This is a genomic window from Streptomyces sp. NPDC059785 (assembly GCF_042732375.1).
Taxonomy (GTDB): Bacteria; Actinomycetota; Actinomycetes; order Streptomycetales; family Streptomycetaceae; genus Streptomyces.
Window position 1 is genome coordinate 1 of record NZ_JBHWHV010000104.1, and the last position, 17,935, is coordinate 17,935.

Genomic DNA, 17,935 nt, shown 5'->3' on the forward strand with positions numbered 1-17,935 from the left:
CGGCTGGCGGCTGGCGGCTGGCGGCTGGCGGGTGGCGGCTGGCGGCTGGCGGCTGGCGGCTGGCGGCTGGCGGCTGGCGGCTGGCGGCTGGCGGCGGAGGGGGACTGACGGCGACGGGGGGCGGCTGACGGCAACGGGCGACGGGGGGCGACGACGGACGGCGGGCGGCGACGGGCGGCGACGGGCGGCGGCTGACGGTGACGGGCGGCTGACGGCTGACGGTGACGGGCGGCTGGCGACCGACGGCGGCGGCTGGCGGCGCCTCAGCTCCCAACAGCCGCAGGCAGCGCGCCTCACCTCCCGATCACGGCCGCCGCGGGCAGCGCCCCAGCGCCCGCCACGACCGCAGCCAGCCCCCCAGCCCCCCGCCACGACCGCAGCCAGCCCCTCAGCTCCCCGTCACGGCCGCAAGCGGTGCCTCACCCCCCCCTGGGTCACGGCCGCAGGCAGCGCCTCACCCCCCGGTCACGGCCCCGGTCACCAGGGTCTTGAGCGCGATGTTGAGTTCCAGGACGTTCACGCGGGGCTCGCCGATGAAGCCGAGGGTGCGGCCCTCGGTGTGGTCCCCGACCAGCCGCTCCACCCGGGCGACGGGCAGGTGGTTCTCCGCCGCGACGCGGCGGACCTGGAGTGCGGCGTAGGCCGGGGAGATGTCCGGGTCGAGCCCCGAGCCGGAGGAGGTGACCGCGTCGGCGGGGACGTCCGCCGGGTCGACCGGGTGGCCGGGCACGGAGTTGTCCCGGACGACCGCCGCCTTGGCGTCCTCGACCCGCCGGACCAACTCCTCGTTGTCGGCGGACAGATTGGTGGCACCGGACAGGATCAGCTTGTACCGCGTGTTCAGGGTGTTGGTGCCCAGCCCGTCGGCCGGGCGGCCCTGGAACCACCTCAGGTCGGCCTCCGGCGTCCGCTGCCCCTTCTCCAGCGGCAGGTCGTACGACTGCCCGATCAGCGACGAGCCGACGGCCTCGCCGTCCGCCGCGGCCTCGGAGCCGTCCGCCCTGCCGGCGAACAGTCCCTGGGCGACGCCGGTGACGGCCAGCGGGTAGAGGACGCCGGTCACCAGGGTCAGGACGAGGAGGGCGCGCAGGCCCGCGCCGAGCAGCCGGGCGGTGTTCGTTACCGAGTTGTTCATGGTGATCGACACGCTTTCGAGGAGTTACAGCCCGGGGACGAGGGAGACGATGACGTCGATGAGCTTGATGCCGATGAAGGGGGCGACGAGGCCGCCGAGGCCGTAGACGGCGAGGTTGCGGCGGAGCATCCGGTCCGCCCTCATCGGCCGGTACCGCACCCCGCGCAGCGCGAGCGGCACGAGCGCGACGATGACCAGCGCGTTGAAGACCACCGCGGACAGGATCGCGGAGTCCGGCGAGGACAGCCGCATGACGTTCAGCCTGTCCAGGCCCGGGTAGACCGCCGCGAACAGCGCGGGGATGATCGCGAAGTACTTCGCGACGTCGTTGGCGATGGAGAACGTCGTGAGCGCGCCCCGGGTGATGAGCAGTTGCTTGCCGATCTCGACGATCTCGATCAGCTTGGTCGGGTCGGAGTCGAGGTCGACCATGTTGCCGGCCTCCTTGGCGGCCGACGTGCCGGTGTTCATGGCCACGCCCACGTCGGCCTGGGCGAGCGCGGGCGCGTCGTTGGTGCCGTCGCCGGTCATCGCGACCAGCTTGCCGCCCGCCTGCTCCCGCTTGATCAGCGCCATCTTGTCCTCGGGGGTGGCCTCCGCGAGGAAGTCGTCCACGCCCGCCTCGTCGGCGATCGCCTCGGCCGTCAGCGGGTTGTCGCCCGTGATCATGACGGTCCTGATGCCCATGCCGCGCAGCTCGGCGAACCGCTCGCGCATGCCGTCCTTGACGACGTCCTTGAGGTGGACGACGCCCAGGACGCGGGCGCCCCGCTCGTCGTCCACCGCGACCAGCAGCGGCGTGCCGCCCGCCGCGGAGATCCGGTCGGCTGCGGCGTCGGCGTCCCCGGCGGCGTCTCCGCCCTGTTCCCTGACCCAGCTGGTGATCGAACCGGCCGCGCCCTTGCGGACCCTGCGGCCGCCGAGGTCCACACCGGACATCCGGGTCTGCGCGGTGAAGGCGATCCACTCGGCGCCGACGACCTCCCCCTGGTGGCGCTCGCGCAGCCCGTACCTCTCCTTGGCCAGGACGACGATCGAGCGGCCCTCCGGTGTCTCGTCGGCCAGCGAGGAGAGCTGGGCGGCGCCCGCGACCTCGGCCGCCGTGGTGCCGCGCACCGGTACGAACTCGGCCGCCCGCCGGTTGCCGAGCGTGATGGTGCCCGTCTTGTCCAGCAGCAGGGTGGAGACGTCGCCCGCGGCCTCGACCGCGCGGCCCGACATGGCCAGCACATTGCGCTGCACCAGGCGGTCCATGCCCGCGATGCCGATCGCGGACAGCAGCGCGCCGATCGTGGTCGGGATCAGGCAGACCAGCAGGGCCACCAGCACGACCAGGGTCAGGTGCGTGCCCGCGTAGTCGGCGAAGGGCGGCAGGGTGGCACAGGCGAGCAGGAAGACGATCGTCAGCGAGGCGAGCAGGATGTTGAGCGCGGTCTCGTTCGGGGTCTTCTGCCGGGCCGCGCCCTCGACCAGGCCGATCATGCGGTCGATGAAGGTCTCGCCGGGCTTCGTCGTGATCCGGACGACGATGCGGTCGGAGAGGACCTTCGTACCGCCGGTCACCGCGCTGCGGTCGCCGCCCGATTCACGGATGACCGGCGCGGACTCGCCGGTGATGGCCGACTCGTCGACGGACGCGACACCCTCGGCCACGTCACCGTCGCCGGGGATCACGTCACCCGCCTCGCAGACCACCAGGTCACCGATCCGCAGCTCCGTACCGGGGACCGGCTCCTCGGCTCCGTCGGCGCGCAGCCTGCGCGCGACCGTGTCGGTCCTGGCCCGGCGCAGGGTGTCGGCCTGCGCCTTGCCGCGGCCCTCGGCGACCGCCTCCGCGAGGTTGGCGAAGACCACGGTCAGCCAGAGCCAGGCACTGATCGTCCAGCCGAACCAGTCCCCGGGGTCGGCGAACGAGAACACCGTGGTGAGCACCGAGCCGGTCCACACCACGAACAGCACGGGCGACTTGACCATCACCCGCGGGTCGAGCTTGCGGACCGCCTCGGGAAGGGACCTGAGCAGTTGTCCGGGATCGAAGAGGCCCGCGCCGACCCGGCCCTTGCTTTCGGTACGGGTGGTCATCACGCGAGTCCTTCGGCGAGCGGGCCCAGGGCGAGGGCGGGGAAGTAGGTGAGGCCGGTGACGATCAGCACGGTGCCCACGAGCAGGCCGGTGAACAGCGGCTTCTCGGTGCGCAGGGTGCCCGCGGTGACCGGCACCGGCCGCTGCCCGGCGAGCGAACCGGCCAGCGCCAGGACGAAGACCATGGGCAGGAAGCGGCCGAGCAGCATCGCCAGAGCGGTCGTGACGTTGAACCAGTCGGTGTTCGCGTTCAGACCGGCGAAGGCCGAGCCGTTGTTGTTTGACGCGGAGGTGTAGGCGTACAGGATCTCGGAGAACCCGTGCGCGCCGGGGTTGAGCATCGAGGCGGGCGGGGTGGGCAGGGCCATGGAGGCCGCGGTGAACACCAGGACCAGTGCGGGCGTGATCAGGAGGTAGCAGGCCGCGTACTTCATCTCGCGGGTGCCGATCTTCTTGCCCAGGTACTCGGGCGTGCGGCCCACCATGAGTCCGGCGATGAACACCGCGATGACCGCCATGATCAGCATGCCGTACAGGCCGGAGCCGGTGCCGCCGGGCGCGATCTCGCCCAGCGCCATGCCGAGCAGGGTGACACCGCCGCCGAGGCCGGTGAAGGAGGAGTGGGAGGAGTCGACCGCGCCGGTCGAGGTCAGCGTGGTCGCCACCGCGAAGAGCGACGAGCCGCCGACGCCGAAGCGGACCTCCTTGCCCTCCGTCGCCCCACCCGCGGCCTGGAGCGCGGAGCCGTGGTGGGCGAATTCGGTCCACATCATCAGGCCCGTGAAGGCGAGCCAGACGGTGGCCATGGTGGCGAGGATCGCGTAGCCCTGCTTCACCGAGCCGGCCATCAGCCCGAAGGTGCGGGTCAGCGAGAACGGGATCACCAGGATCAGGAAGATCTCGAAGAGGTTGGTGAACGGGGTGGGGTTCTCGAAGGGGTGGGCGGAGTTGGCGTTGAAGTAGCCGCCGCCGTTGGTGCCCAGCTCCTTGATCGCCTCCTGGGAGGCGACCGCGCCGCCGTTCCACTGCTGCGCACCACCCGTGAACTGGCCGACCTCGTGGATGCCGGAGAAGTTCTGGATCACACCGCACGCCACGAGGACGACGGCGGCGATCGCCGCGCCGGGCAGCAGGATCCGGACCGTGCCACGCACGAGATCGGTCCAGAAGTTGCCGAGTTCACCTGTGCGCATGGGGGTCCCCCCGCTCGAGCGTTGTCGGGAGTGGGGGAGGGCGAAGCCCCGTACGAGTGCCACGGCCACCGCCATGCCGACGGCCGCCGACACGAAGTTCTGCACGGCGAGACCGGCGGTCTGCACGACGTGCCCCATGGTCTGCTCGCCGTAGTACGACTGCCAGTTGGTGTTGGTGACGAAGGACGCGGCGGTGTTGAACGCCTGCGCCGGGTTGACCGAGCCGAAGCCGAGCGAGCCGGGCAGCACGCCCTGCACCCGCTGGAGCAGATAGAGGAAGAGGACGCCGACGGCCGAGAAGGCGAGAACCCCGCGCAGGTACGCGGGCCAGCGCATCGACGTGTCCGGGGCGGCACCGATGCCCCTGTAGATCCACTTCTCCACCCGCAGGTGCCGGGGCGAGGAGTAGACCTTGGCCATGCAGGTGCCGAGAGGTATGTGTACGAGCGCCAGAGCGCCGATGAGAGCGAGGAGCTGGAGCGCTCCCGCGAGTACGGGACCCATGGCGGCCTCAGAACCTCTCCGGGAAGATCAGGGCGAGGACGAGGTAGCCGAGCAGGGCGACGGCCACGATCAGACCGACGACGTTCTCGGTGGTCACAGCTTCGTCACCCCCTTGGCGACGAGGGCCACCAGCGCGAAGACCGCGAGCGTGGTGAGGACGAGGGCCAGGTCGGCCATCGCGAGCTCCTGGGAGGTGTTGCGGGAATCCGCGTGCGGACCGGGCGGACCGAGCGAACCGGGCGGACCGAGCGGATCGGACAGACCGAGGAAACCTCCCCGCCGGCCGGATCCGAGCGCCGTTGACGCTTCCCATACAGCGGCCCGCCCGCCGTTGACGCATCTCTTACGTCTCGGCTCCCTTACGGTGCCGGGCGGGTCCTGGACGGTCGGGTGGTGGTCACCGTACGGGCGGGGGCGGCTGCCGGCGCAGGAAGCGGATCACCGGGTGGCCGGGCTCCGCGGTGACCTCGGCGCGGACACCGTAGACGCGCTCGATGAGCGACGGGGTCAGGACGTCGGCGGGGGTGCCCTCGGCGACGGCGCGGCCGTCCCGCAGGACCAGCAGCCGGTCGCAGTACATCGCGGCGATGTTGAGGTCGTGCAGGGCGATGACGGTGGTGACCGGCAGGCCCGCGACCAGGTCGAGCAGGTCGAGCTGGTGCTGGATGTCCAGGTGGTTGGTCGGCTCGTCGAGCAGCAGCTCGCGAGGTTCCTGGGCCAGCGCGCGGGCGATCTGGGTGCGCTGGCGTTCGCCGCCGGAGAGGGTGTGCCAGGACTGGCCGGCCCGGTCGGTGAGCCCGGTGCGCTCCAGCGCGGCCGTGACGGCGCGGGCGTCCTCGGCGGTGGCGGACGACCAGGCGCTGCGGTGCGGGATGCGGCCGAGGGCGACGACGTCGCGGACGGTCAGTTCGGTCTGGGTGTGGGAGTGCTGGTCTACGGTGGCGACGCGGCGCGCGACGGCACGGCGTCCGGTCCGCCGCAGGGGCCGGCCGTCCAGGGTGACGACTCCGGCGGAGGGGGCGAGGACACCGGCGAGCAGCCGGAGCAGGGTCGACTTCCCGGACCCGTTGGGCCCGAGCAGCCCGACCGTCTCGCCGGGCCGCAGCACGAGGGTGACCCCGTCGACGACGAGCCGCCCGCCGACCCGCCACCCGACCCGCTCGGCCCGCAGCCCGCCGTCCAGAGCACCCGGAGCCTGCTCCTCCCCCGGGACCGGCGCCCCGCCCACCCCGCCGGGACGGTCCGTCGCGGCGGGACGGTCCGTTTCAGCGGGACGGTCCGCCCCGGCGGGGCCCGTCGCCCGTGCCCGCCCCCCGGGACCGGCGCCCGTCACGTCTTCCTCCGGCCCCGGTACAGCACCGCGACGAACGCCGGTACAGGCGTCGTCCACGACGCCCGGATCCCGCCCCTCCCCCGCAACCGGCGCCCCGCCCACCCCACCGGGACGGCCCGCCCCGGCAGGGCCCGTCGCCCGTGCCCGCCCCCCGGGACCGGCGCCCGTCACGTCTTCCTCCGGCCCCGGTACAGCACCGCGACGAACGCCGGTACGCCGATGAGGGACGTCACCACGCCCACGGGGACCTCCTGGGGGTCGATGACGGTGCGGGCGGCGGTGTCCACCCAGACCAGGAAGACGGCGCCGGCCAGCGCCGTGACCGGCAGCAGGCGGGCGTGGCCGGGGCCGGTGAGGGCGCGGGTCGCGTGCGGCAGCACCAGGCCGACGAAGCCGATCGCACCGGCGCAGGCGACCAGGGCCGCGGTGAGCAGCGCCGTGGCGCAGAGCAGGATCAGCCGGGTCCTGGCCACCCGTACGCCGAGCGCCGCCGCGGCCTCCTCGCCGAACGCGAACGCGTCCAGGGTGCGGGCGTGCCCGAGGCAGACCAGCAGCACCGCGGCGAGCAGCACCGCGCACAGCAGCACCTCGCCCCAGCCGGCCCCGGTGAGCGAGCCGAGCAGCCAGAACAGCACGCCCCGGGTGGTCTCGGCGTCGGCGGAGGTCAGCACTACGAACGAGGTGAGCGCGGAGAACAGCTGCATGGCTGCGACCCCGGAGAGGACGACCCGGTCGGTGCTGCCGCCGAGGCTGTGGCTGAGCAGCAGTACGAGCCCGAAGGAGAGCAGCGCCCCGGCGAACGCGCCCGCGGAGAGCGAGACGGCGCCGCCGCCCACCCCGAGCACGACGACGGCGACGGCGCCGGTGGACGCGCCGGAGGAGACGCCGAGCACGAACGGGTCGGCCAGCGGATTGCGCAGCAGCGACTGCATGACCGCCCCGCACAGCGCGAGCCCCGCCCCGCACACGGCGGCGAGCAGGGTGCGGGGCATGCGCAGGTTCCACACGATGCCGTCCCGCAGTGGCGCGAGCGTGCTCTCGCCGAGGCCGAGGTGGGCGGCGGCGGCCGCCCAGACGTCGGCCGTGGAGATGTCGGCGGGCCCGATGGTGACGGCCAGGGCGACGGACACCACGAGCGCGAGCAGCCCGCCGGCCGTGAGCAGCGCGGTACGCACCCACAGGCGCGGCGCCGTGTCCGGACACGGCGCCGTACCCGAATGCGGCGTCGGCTCCGGACGCGGCCCCATGTGCTTCCTCACTTCGCGAGCCCGAAGTCGCGCAGCCCCGCCGCGACCTGCTCGATCCCCTCGACCGTGCGGATGGACGGGTTCATCGCCTGCCCGCTGAGCAGGACGTACCGCTTCTTCTTCACCGCGGTGAGGTTGCGGGTGGCGGCGTTGGTCTCCAGGAAGTGGATCTTCGCCTCGGCGGTCTCGGCGGTCTGCGACTTGCGGGTCAGGTCACCGAGGACGATGACGTCGGGGTCGCGGTCGGCGACGGTCTCCCAGTTGATCTGCGGCCACTCGTCGTGGGTGTCGGAGAAGACGTTCTCGGCGCCGAGGGCGCGGGTGATGGCGCCGGGGGCGCCGCAGCAGCCGGCGAGGTAGGGCGACTGGGAGTTGGCGAACCAGTACATGAGGGAGACGCCCGAGGCGTCGAGCCCGTCGGTCGCCTCACTCACCCGTTGCTTCAGCCCGGCGACGAGCTTCTCGCCGCGCGCGTCGACGCCGAAGGCGTGCGCGAGGTCGCGTATCTCGCCGTAGACGGTGTCGAGGGTGAGCGCCTTGCCGCGGGAGCCGTCGCCGCCGCTGTCGTTGTCCTTGCCGCCGTCGGAGCAGTCGGCGGGCGAGACGTACGTGGGCACGCCCAGGTCCTCGAACTGGTCGCGGGTGGCGACGCCGCCCTTGCCGAGCGTGGAGACGAAGGACGCGGTGACGAAGTCGGGCTCGGCGTCCAGCACCTTCTCGAACGAGGGGTTGTTGTCCGCGAGCCGCGGCACCTTCGCGTTCGCCTTCTCCAGGCCCTTCATCACCGGGTCGGTCCAGGTCGCGGTGCCCGCGAGCCGGTCCCCGAGGCCGAGGGAGAGCAGGATCTCGGTGCTGCCCTGGTTGAGGGAGACGGCGTGCCGCGGGGCCGACTTCAGGGTGACCTGGCGGCCGCAGTTGTCGATGGTGCGGGGGTATCCGGCGGCGGACTCCTCCGCCTTCGCGCCGTCGGCGCCGGAGCCGCCGCAGGCGGTGAGCAGCAGTGCGGGGGCGAGGAGCAGGGCCGCGGTGCGGCGGGGGGCACGGAGCGGGGGAATGCGGAGCACGGGCATGCCTCGGTTGTCGGGGCTCGGACGCGGAGCCTGGCCTACGGACGTCCTCCCCGCACGGGGGCGCGGAGGGGCCAGCAGGTCTTCGGACTCGGGTTCGTCCGGCCGGGGCGCCTTCCCGGGAACTGTCCGTGCCGGCCGTACGGCCGTCGCGGGCGCTGCTCCCAGTGGCGTCGATGCCCCGCCCGTCCCCCTCACCGCTGCGCGTCAGTTCCGGATTCGCACCGGATTCCCTGGCCTCGGATGTGGCTCGACTGGCTCCGGAACCCTATCAAGGGGTCCCGCCGGCCGGTTCACGCGGACCCCGGGGCCGTCCGGCGGCTCCGCCACGGGCCGGTGGGCGGCCGCCCGCGCCGGGCGGCCGCCCTGTGTCCTTGCACCCTTACGTCCTCACGTCCTCACGTCCTCACGTCCTCACGTCCTCACGTCCTCACGTCCGTACGTCCGTACGTCCGTACGTCCGTACGTCAGAACAGCTTCTTGCCGCGCAGCCGGGCCTTGACCGCCTCCCGTCCGTTGCCCAGGACGAGCCTGCGGACGACGGGGTCGGCCTCGGTGGCGGCCCAGCGGACCATCCGCAGCAGCGTCCTGGGCTGCGGGTTCAGGAAGCGGACGTCGCGCTCGGCGTACCCGAAGTGCTTGGGTACGAAGTCGGCCGCGAGCAGCCGGTCGTAGAGCAGGTCGGCGGCGTCCGCGGCGGTGACGGCACCGGCCTCGACCGCCTCGCAGCTCTTGACCATCGTCTCGTACAGCTCGGCGAAGCCGTCGTGGTCGGGCCAGTACAGGCCCGGGTAGGGCACCTCCTCCAGGTCGGTGAAGTGCTGGTCGCGGCCGTCCTTGCGGAACTTGGTCAGCGCGGTCTGCATCCGGTAGACGCCCGCGTTGGCGCCCCAGGCCCAGATCCGGAAGACCGCGCTCCACAGGTCGTAGTCGCACCAGGAGATGAAGGCCGAGTTCACCAGGGAGTCGTTGTAGTCGAACAGCGACTGCTGGAGCCGGTCCACGGGGGCGAACCGGTCGCCGGAGAAGTCGTCGTCCCGCACCGCGCGCAGCAGCCGCCGGGCCAGCACGTTCAGGGCCTCGGTGGTGTTGGACAGACCGCGGGAGAACAGCGGGTCGAGGAAGCCCGCGGCGTGCGAGAGCAGGAACCAGCGGTCGCCCGCGGTCTGCCGGGAGGAGTACTGGAGCCGTCCGGTCGAGGTCCATTCCCGTACCGGCTTCATGCCCTCGAACTGCCGGACGATGTCGGGGAAGGGTGCCGCGAGCCGGGCGAAGTCCTCCTCGGGGGCGACTCCTCCGGGCTTGGGAAAGCGGCGCGGGTCGACGGTCATGCCGACGCTGCACAGCGGGTTCTTGGACCACTTGTTGTTGTTGAAGCCGATGACCCAGGCCCAGCCGCGGTCGAACATGTGGTGCACGGTGCCCTCGTACCAGGGAACGGGCGGGCGCTGGCTGTCCGGGAGGTGGTCGAAGAGCCGGTCGGTGGGGGTGAGGTCGACGACGTGGTTCCAGATGGAGCGCGAGTGGTGCTTGAACCGGCAGGGGTCCTCGCGCAGGCCGAACTTCTCCGCCACCGGTGAGCGGAAGCCGCTGGCGTCCACGAGGTAGCGTGCCCGGTACTCGCCGCCGCGCCCGGCCAGGGTGACCCCGGAGCCGTCGAAGTCGATGTCGTCGACGAAGAAGTTCTGCCGGGCCCGGCAGCCGTACTTGACGGCGACCTGGAAGAGCCAGGAGTCGGTGTCCTGGCGGAACAGGTGGGCGGCCTCGTGCAGGAGCTGGGGCGGGGTGTTGAACTCGTTGACCTCGCGCGGGTTCTGCGGCGCGTCCTCGTGGTGCAGCAGGAAGCCGAAGTGCCGCTTGACGCCGAAGCGGGGGCCGATGGTGCGGGTGGTGTCGGTGAACGAGGCGAGCGCGGCGATCTCGGGGACGTCGTAGCGTTCCGCGAGGGTGCGCAGCGACACCAGGGTGAACGGGATCGTCGACTCGCCGATCGCGAAGCGCGGGTGCGAGCCGGCGTCCAGGAGCAGGACCTTGCTGCCGTGCCGCGCCAGGATCGCCCCGAGCAGCGATCCGGCGACACCGGAGCCGAGGATCGCGACGTCGTACGTCTCCCTCTCGGACGGCGCGAGGTCGTCGCGTGCTGAAGTGCCCGTTGAGTCCACGTGCTCTCTCCTTGTCGTCGGCCGGGACGGCCGGCCGGTGCGCGGTGACGGCACGAGCGCCTGCCGGACCGTGCACGGCGGCGGCGCGACCGGCTATGCGGGACCGCGCAGACCGCGCAGTCGCTCTCTGAGCAGGCCGCCCATGGCGCCCTTGAGGAGCGCGCCGACGTCGTCGGGAGCGTCGGTGCGGACCCAGCGGGCGGCCCGCACGATCCGGGCGGGGGTGTTGTGGAAGAACCGGTCGGCCGGGTCGCCGAGACCGAGCGAGGGCGGCAGGTAGTCGGCCCGCCGTACGGTGTCGAAGATCCGGTCCGCCGCGTCCCGCGGGGTGCGGGTGCCGGCCTCGACCTCCGCGCACAGGGCGCGGGTCAGCGGCCCGAGGGCGTTGAAGTGGTCGCTGCCCGGCAGCGGTGAGCCGGGGTGCCGGGCGTCCTCCAAACCCTGGAGGACGGCGTCGTCGCCGCTCCTGCCGTACGCGGCGGTGGCGTTCTCCACGGCGAGCGCGCCGAGCACGGTGCTCACGGTCCAGGTCCGCAGCACGGCGTTGAAGAGGCCGAAGTCGCGGAAGGCGACGAAGGAGGCGTACGCCAGGTCGTCGTGGGCGGCGAACTGCGCCCGCTGGAGGTCTTCGACGTAGGCGAAGCGGGGTGTGCTCCAGTCGCCGTCGCGGGAGGCGTCGATCAGCCGCCGGGCGAGGGCGTTGACGGTCTCCAGGCTGTGCGCGAGGCCGCGCGAGTAGAGCGGGTCGACGAATCCGGCGGCGTGCCCGGCGAGGCAGTAGCGGTCGCCGACGAGCTGCCGGGAGGAGTACTGGAGGCGGCCCGTGGCGGTCCACGGGCGGGCGGGCACGGCGTGCGTGAACTGCCGCGCCACATCGGGGAATTGGGACAAAAAGGCGTCGAACTCCCGCTGCGGCGAGCTGCCCGCGACGGCCGGGTACCGGCGGGGGTCCAGGGTGAGTCCGACGCTGCACAGGCCGCTGCGGGAGCGCGGATGGTTGTCGAACGGGACGACCCAGAGCCAGCCGCCGTCGAAGACGTGGTGCAGGGTGCCCGCGTGCCAGCGCGCGGGCTGGCCGTGGTGGCGTCCGGCGGGCGTCTCGTCGTACGGGGTGACGCCGGTCATGTGCGTGAACAGGCTCCGGGAGTGGTGGCGGGCCCGGGGCAGCTCCTCGCGCAGGCCCAGCTCCCGCGCGACGGGCGAGGCCCGGCCCGCCGCGTCGACGACGTACCGCGCGGTGAGCGCGGAGCCGTCGCCGGTGCGGACCGTGACACCCGTGTCCGGGGCGATGTCCAGGCCGGCCACGTGCCCGGCGGGGCCGGTGCGCACCGCCGCCCCGTACCGCCGGGCTACGGTGAGCAGGTGGGCGTCGACGTCGCGGCGGTACAGGTGCGGCGGCGGCGGTACGACCGACGGGTTGACCACCTGGCAGATCTCGGCGGGGTGCTGGCGCAGGCCCGCCCGGTGGTAGACGAAGCCCATGCCGCGCATCGCGCCGCAGCCGGCGGAGACGTCGCGGGCGACGCCGTCGAAGCTGCACAGCGACTCCGCCTCGGGCACGCCGTAGCGGCGGGCGATCAGCCGGGCCAGGGAGGCGGCGTACGGCACCATCGTCTCGCCGACGGCGAAGCGGGGTTCCGCCGCGCGCTCCAGCAGCGCGGTACGCACCCCGCCCCGGGCCAGTACGGCGGCGAGCAGCGACCCCGCGAACCCCCCGCCGACCACGATCACGTCGTACTCCGTGCGTCCCTTGCCCTTGCCGGTCGCCTTCACGGGCCTCACCGTCACTCGACGCCAAGTTATCAACTGGCGTTGAATTCTACACACGTTGAGTTAGCGCTGAAAGCCCCCGCGGAAGCCGGGGTCAACCCTGGCGCCGTACGTCCACGGCGGTCAGGGCGAGGGCCAGCGGGCCCGGCGCGAGGAAGGCGAGCGGCAGCAGCATCCACGCGCACAGGGCGGCCGTCGCGAGAGCGAGGAGGACCAGGGTGCTGCCGCCCGCGTCACGCACCGCGTCCCCGGCGGCGGCGCGCACCGCGGCGCGCCAGTCGGTGACGGACTCCGGGCGGGCGCAGGCCCGCAGCCCGGTCACGGCGGCGCACGCGCCGATCACGGCGGCCACCAGCGCGAACAGCGGCGCGCCCGGCAGCCCCGCACCCGCCAGCGCCAGATCGGCGGCGAGCAGCAGCGCACCGGCCAGGGCGACGGCCCCGGCGGCCAGGTCGCCGGAGCGCAGCCGGTGCCGCAGCAGTGTGAAGTACCGTCCGGCGGTGGCGGGTTCGTCCCGGCCCGCACCGCGCAGCACGGCGCACGCCGTGGAGAGCGCGGCGGGCACCGTGATCAGCGGCAGACAGACCAGGGCCGTGGCCGCGCCCACGCTGAGCACGTCCGCGAAGAGTGTCATCCGCGGCCCGAAGATCTCGCCGGGCTCCCGCGTCGTACGGCCCCCGCTGCTCCCTCGTTCCGCGCTCATCCCTTGATCCCCGAGTTCGCCATGCCCTCCACCAGGAAGCGCTGGAAGGCGAGGAAGAACAGGACGATGGGCAGCAGGGCGATCACCGACATCGCGAACATCGGGCCGAACGCCGACTGGCTGGAGGCGTCGACGAACGACCTCAGCGCCAGGGTCAGCGTGAACTTCTCCGGTGAGAAGAGGTAGATGAGCTGGGTGAAGAAGTCGTTCCAGGTCCAGATGAAGGTGAAGATCGCGGTGGTGATCAGCGCGGGCCGGGTCAGGGGGAGGATGACGGAGAAGAAGCTCCGGAACGGCCCGCAGCCGTCGATCCGTGCCGCCTCCTCCAGCTCACGCGGCAGCCCCCGCATGAACTGCACGATGAGAAAGACGAAGAACGCCTCCGTGGCGAGGAACTTGGGCAGGATCAGCGGCCAGTAGGTGTTCACCATGCCGAGCCGGTTGAAGATGATGTACTGCGGGATCAGCACCGCGTGGTGCGGCAGCATGATCGTCGCGATCATGAACGCGAACAGCGGCCCCCTGAAGCGGAAGCGCAGCCGCGCGAAGGCGTACGCGGCGAGCGAGCACGACAGGACGTTGCCGACGACGGCGCCGCCCGCGATGAGCAGCGAGTTGCCGAGCAGCCGCCACACGGAGACGTCGTTCACGCCGTCCAGGGCGGTCGAGTAGTTCGACCACTCCAGGTGGCTGGGGAGCAGGTTCAGGCTGGCGATGACCTCGTCCGCGGGCTTGAGCGAGGTGGCGAGCAGCCAGGCCAGCGGGTAGAGCATGACGAGCAGCGCGGCCAGACAGGCCAGGTGCAGTACGAGACGCCGCCGGGCGCCCGGCCCTCTGGAGTCGGTGGCGGTGGCCGTGGCGGTGACGGACGTGGATGTCGTGGTCATCGGTCCCCCTCGGACGCGTAGAAGACCCAGGAGCGCGAGGTGCGGAACAGCACCGCGGTGACGGCGCCGATGACCAGCAGCAGCACCCAGGCCATCGCGGAGGCGTAGCCCATGTGGGAGGCGACGAAGCCGCGGTCGTAGAGGTAGAGCGTGTAGAAGAGCGTGGAGTCGGCCGGGCCGCCCTTGCCCGCGCTGACCGCGAAGGCGGGCGTGAACACCTGGAACGCCTGGATCGTCTGGAGCACCAGGTTGAAGAAGATCACCGGGGACAGCATGGGGACGGTGATCGAGCGGAACTGCCGCCACCGGCCCGCGCCGTCCACCTCGGCCGCCTCGTACAGCTCGCCGGGGATCTGCTGGAGTCCGGCCAGGAAGATGACCATGGGCGCGCCGAACTGCCACACCGTCAGCAGGGCCACCGCGAGCAGCGCCCAGCCGGGCCGGTTGACCCAGCCGCCGGTGCCGAGCAGATGGTCGACCGTGCCGCCGTCGTTGAAGATCGCCCGCCAGACCAGCGCGACGGACATGGAGGCGCCGAGCAGGGAGGGCGCGTAGAAGGCGGAGCGGTAGAAGCCCCGGCCGCGCCGCATGTTCTTCAGCGCGAGCGCCACGACGAGGGCGAGCGCGAGCTGGAGCGGTACGGCGACGACGACGTAGGTGAGGGTCGCGACGACCGAGCGCCAGTAGCGCGGGTCCTCGGTGAACATCTGCGTGTAGTTGCGCAGGCCCACCCAGTGCGGGGCGTTGAACAGGTCGTAGTCGGTGAAGGACAGGTAGAGCGAGACGGCCATCGGGAGCAGGGTGAGCACGGCGGCGCCGAGCACCCAGGGCGAGAGGAACACCCAGGCGGCGCCCTCGCGGCGGCGCCGGGGCCGTTTCGGGGCGGCGGCCGTGGTGCGGGCGGGCGCCGGTATGTCGGTGGTGGTCATGACCGCAGCTCCGCCTTCGCCTCGGTGACGTAGTTCTCGGCCGCCTCGCGAGGCGACATCCGCTCGTACGAGACCTGGTCGTAGTCGCGCGCGAAGGTGGTCTGGAGGGCGCTGTCGCCCGACGGGGGCGCCTGGGGCGGGGTCTTCAGGGAGCCGTCGAGGGAGTCCTGGTAGTCGGAGACGGTCTTGTCGAAGTCCTTCAGCTCCGGGGCCAGCGCCTCGCGGATCGACTCGTTGACCGGGATGCCGCGGGTCGCGCCGAGGATCTTCGCCGCGTCGGCGTCGTTCAGCATGAAGTCGATCAGCTGGGCGGACTCGGCCGGATGCCCCGAGTCGGCCGCCACGCCCATGAACATCGACGGCTTGAAGTACTGCCCCGGGGTGCCGTCCTCGCCCGACGGCATCGGCGCGAGCGTCACGCCGTCCGGGATCAGCGCGAGGAAACCGCTGCTCGGCGCGTCCCAGTTGAAGTCGGAGACCGCCTTGCCGCGGCCGAGCGGGGTGTTCTCCACCGAGCCGTCGAGCTGGGTGGTCTGCTCGGCGGGCGAGACCGCGCCCTCGCGGCGCAGCCCGTCGGCGAAGGTCCACCACTCGGTCAGGTCGTCGGCGGTGAAGCCGAGCCCGCGGTCCTCGGTGTAGAGGGACTTGCCCCGGCCGCGCAGCCACACCTCGAAGGCGTCCTCGCTCTGGCCCGGGTCGGTGGCGCCCGGTCTGCCCGTCTTCTTCGCCAACTGCCGCATGGTCTCGGCCCATTCGCTCCAGGTCCAGCCCTGGCGGGGCGGCGCGACCCCGGAGGACTTCCACACCCCGGTGTCGTAGACGACGGTCTCGGTGCCGCGCGCCTGCGGGACGGCGTACTGCTTGCCGTCGGCCTTGCCCGTGGCGAGCAGCCCGGCGTCCATCTCGCCGGTGTCCAGGTCGGATCCGCGCTCCCCGAGGTCGAGGAGGACGCCGCCCGAGGCGTACTGGTCGATCATGCGGTAGTCGAGCTGCATCACGTCGGGGGCGTCGCCGCCGGCCGCCTGGGTCGCCAGCTTCTGCTTGTAGGCGTCGTATCCGGAGAACGAGGTCTGCACCTCGATGTCCGGGTGCTTCTTCTCGAACAGCGCGAGTGCCTGCTCGGTCCTGGCCGCCCGGTCGGGATTGCCCCACCAGCTGTAGCGCAGGACCACCCGGCCGCCCGCGCTGTCCGAACCCGACGATCCCGAGCAGCCGGTGAGCGCCGCGCAGAGCGCGAGGACCGCCGCCGCCGCGCAGGACTTCGCCGTCCTGTTTCCGGGCATGTGTGGATCACCTTTCCGCATCGGTCGTCCCTGGATCGTCCCTGGATCGGAAAGCGCTTGCACGCAGTCGGACCCTAGGTAATGTGCGGATGTCACTACAAGACCCGTACCGAGAATCACAGGTGACGCGGGCCGTCGCGGCCGGCGCGTCACCGTGCCGCTGAACGGAGACCGTATGACTCCCGGCACCGCACCCCGCCGCCGCTGCGCCGTGGTCGGCCTCGGCGCCCGCGCCCGGTTCTTCACCGAGGCGCTGTCCGGCCCGTACGCCGACCGCGTCGACCTGGTCGGCTTCTGCGACGTCAACGCGCACCGGATGGCCGTGCACAACGACTGGATCACCGCCGACCATCCGGGCCGGGCGCCCGTACCGGCGTACGCGGCCGAGGACTTCGCCCTGATGCTGCGCCGCGAGCGCGTCGACCTGGTGGTGGTGTGCTCGGTGGACCGCACCCACGACCACTACATCGTGGCGGCCCTCGAAGCGGGCTGCGACGTCGTCACCGAGAAGCCGATGACCACCGACGCGGACCGGGCCCGCCGCATCCTGGACGCCCGCCGGCGCACCGGCCGCGAGGTTCGGGTGGCCTTCAACTACCGCTACAACCCGGTGCACTCGGCCGTCCGGGAACTCCTCGCCGACGGCGCCGTGGGCGAGGTCGGCTCGGTGCACTTCGAGTGGCTGCTCGACGTACGGCACGGCGCCGACTACTTCCGCCGCTGGCACCGCGAGAAGGCCGACTCCGGCGGCCTGATGGTGCACAAGGCCACCCACCACTTCGACCTGGTCAACTGGTGGCTCGACAGCGCCCCGGAGACCGTCTACGCGCAGGGCGGCCTGTTCTTCTACGGTGACACGGCCGGCACGCGCCACGGCCTCGCCCGCCCCTACGACCGGGCCCACGGCTCCCCCGCCGCCGACGGCGACCCCTTCGCCGTACGCCTCGCGGACTCCTCCGTCCTGCGCGCCCTCTACCTCGACGCGGAGGCCGAGGACGGCTACCACCGCGACCGGAACGTCTTCGGACCCGGCATCACCATCGAGGACGACATGGCGGTCCTGGTGCGGTACGGCTCCGGCGCCACCCTCACCTACCACCTCACCGCGTACGCGCCCTGGGAGGGCTACCGCATCTCCTTCAACGGCAGCGAGGGCCGCTTGGAGCTGCTGGTCGAGGAGTCCACCTGGGCCCGCCCCGACGCCCGGGGCGACGGCGCGAACCCGGTGCTGCACGGCGCCGCGGTCGGCGACGACGCCGGGCGCACCGAACTGCTGCTGCGCCGCTTCTGGGAACCGCCGCGCGAGGTGGAGACCGCGACCGGCGAGGGCGGGCACGGCGGCGGCGACGTCCGGATGCTGGCGGACCTCTTCGGCGAACGGACCGACCCCGACCCGCTGGGCCGGGCCGCCGACGCCACCGCGGGCGCGCGCTCCCTCGTCACGGGCCTCGCGGCCAACCACTCCTTCGAGACGGGGCTGCCGGTACGGGCACGGGAGCTGCTGGACTTGTGAGGAGGCGGGGCCGGGGGGCCGGGGGGGGGCGGGGGGCTGCGGGCGCGGCCGCGGGGGGCGGGGGGGGGGTGGGCTGTGGTGGGGGGGGGGGGGGTGGGGGGGGGGGGGGGGGGGCGGGCTTCGGACG

General features: G+C 72.7%; 14 protein-coding genes and 1 riboswitch. Of the genes, 1 reads left to right on the forward strand and 13 read right to left on the reverse strand.

The annotated features are described in order from the left end of the window. Window positions 1–454 precede the first annotated feature (454 nt). The 13 genes from ACFV6E_RS41365 to ACFV6E_RS41425 all read right to left on the reverse strand — a co-directional run bounded on the left by ACFV6E_RS41365 (window position 455) and on the right by ACFV6E_RS41425 (window position 16,295). A complete protein-coding gene (locus ACFV6E_RS41365; protein ID WP_385174195.1) occupies window positions 455–1,135 on the reverse strand; it encodes a potassium-transporting ATPase subunit C in 681 nt (226 codons plus the stop codon). A gap of 24 nt (window positions 1,136–1,159) precedes the next feature. After that, a complete protein-coding gene (gene kdpB / locus ACFV6E_RS41370) occupies window positions 1,160–3,217 on the reverse strand; it encodes a potassium-transporting ATPase subunit KdpB (RefSeq protein ID WP_385468854.1) in 2,058 nt (685 codons plus the stop codon). Continuing rightward, a complete protein-coding gene (gene kdpA, locus ACFV6E_RS41375; protein ID WP_385174201.1) occupies window positions 3,217–4,914 on the reverse strand; it encodes a potassium-transporting ATPase subunit KdpA in 1,698 nt (565 codons plus the stop codon). Before kdpA ends, kdpB begins: the two co-directional genes overlap by 1 nt. 7 nt (window positions 4,915–4,921) lie before the next feature. Next, on the reverse strand, window positions 4,922–5,011 hold the full coding sequence (kdpF, locus tag ACFV6E_RS41380; protein ID WP_385174204.1) for a K(+)-transporting ATPase subunit F: 90 nt from the start codon (window positions 5,009–5,011) through the stop codon (window positions 4,922–4,924). A gap of 300 nt (window positions 5,012–5,311) precedes the next feature. Continuing rightward, window positions 5,312–6,142 carry an ABC transporter ATP-binding protein gene (locus ACFV6E_RS41385; protein ID WP_385174207.1) on the reverse strand — a complete coding sequence of 277 codons (831 nt, stop codon included), beginning with the start codon at window positions 6,140–6,142 and terminating at the stop codon, window positions 5,312–5,314. Window positions 6,143–6,414: 272 nt separating this feature from the next. Next, window positions 6,415–7,494 carry a FecCD family ABC transporter permease gene (locus ACFV6E_RS41390; RefSeq protein ID WP_385174210.1) on the reverse strand — a complete coding sequence of 360 codons (1,080 nt, stop codon included), beginning with the start codon at window positions 7,492–7,494 and terminating at the stop codon, window positions 6,415–6,417. Between the two features lie 8 nt (window positions 7,495–7,502). Beyond that, a complete protein-coding gene (locus ACFV6E_RS41395) occupies window positions 7,503–8,564 on the reverse strand; it encodes an ABC transporter substrate-binding protein (protein WP_385174212.1) in 1,062 nt (353 codons plus the stop codon). A 55-nt stretch (window positions 8,565–8,619) separates the two neighbouring features. Further along, a riboswitch (cobalamin riboswitch) is annotated at window positions 8,620–8,835 on the reverse strand. 193 nt (window positions 8,836–9,028) lie between these two features. Further along, window positions 9,029–10,723, reverse strand: a complete 1,695-nt coding sequence (locus tag ACFV6E_RS41400; RefSeq protein WP_385174214.1) for an NAD(P)/FAD-dependent oxidoreductase — start codon at window positions 10,721–10,723, stop codon at window positions 9,029–9,031. A gap of 93 nt (window positions 10,724–10,816) precedes the next feature. Further along, window positions 10,817–12,511: an NAD(P)/FAD-dependent oxidoreductase gene (locus ACFV6E_RS41405; protein WP_385468856.1), complete on the reverse strand. Its 1,695-nt coding sequence runs from the start codon at window positions 12,509–12,511 to the stop codon at window positions 10,817–10,819. A gap of 76 nt (window positions 12,512–12,587) precedes the next feature. Beyond that, window positions 12,588–13,196 (reverse strand): hypothetical protein, encoded by a 609-nt coding sequence (locus tag ACFV6E_RS41410; protein ID WP_385174220.1) that lies wholly within the window; start codon window positions 13,194–13,196, stop codon window positions 12,588–12,590. Then, window positions 13,193–14,083, reverse strand: coding sequence for a carbohydrate ABC transporter permease (locus tag ACFV6E_RS41415; RefSeq protein WP_385174223.1), 891 nt, complete (start codon window positions 14,081–14,083; stop codon window positions 13,193–13,195). The genes ACFV6E_RS41410 and ACFV6E_RS41415 overlap by 4 nt, the downstream gene beginning before the upstream one ends. Further along, window positions 14,080–15,012 carry a carbohydrate ABC transporter permease gene (locus tag ACFV6E_RS41420; protein ID WP_385174225.1) on the reverse strand — a complete coding sequence of 311 codons (933 nt, stop codon included), beginning with the start codon at window positions 15,010–15,012 and terminating at the stop codon, window positions 14,080–14,082. The genes ACFV6E_RS41415 and ACFV6E_RS41420 overlap by 4 nt, the downstream gene beginning before the upstream one ends. Next, the gene (locus ACFV6E_RS41425; RefSeq protein WP_385174228.1) at window positions 15,009–16,295 is read right to left on the reverse strand and encodes an ABC transporter substrate-binding protein; all 1,287 of its coding nucleotides are present in this window, start codon (window positions 16,293–16,295) and stop codon (window positions 15,009–15,011) included. Before ACFV6E_RS41425 ends, ACFV6E_RS41420 begins: the two co-directional genes overlap by 4 nt. 175 nt (window positions 16,296–16,470) lie before the next feature. Here ACFV6E_RS41425 and ACFV6E_RS41430 point away from each other — a divergent pair, with 175 nt between their 5' ends. Then, entirely contained in the window at window positions 16,471–17,808 is a 1,338-nt protein-coding gene (locus ACFV6E_RS41430; protein WP_385174231.1) for a Gfo/Idh/MocA family protein, read from the forward strand. Window positions 17,809–17,935 lie beyond the last annotated feature (127 nt).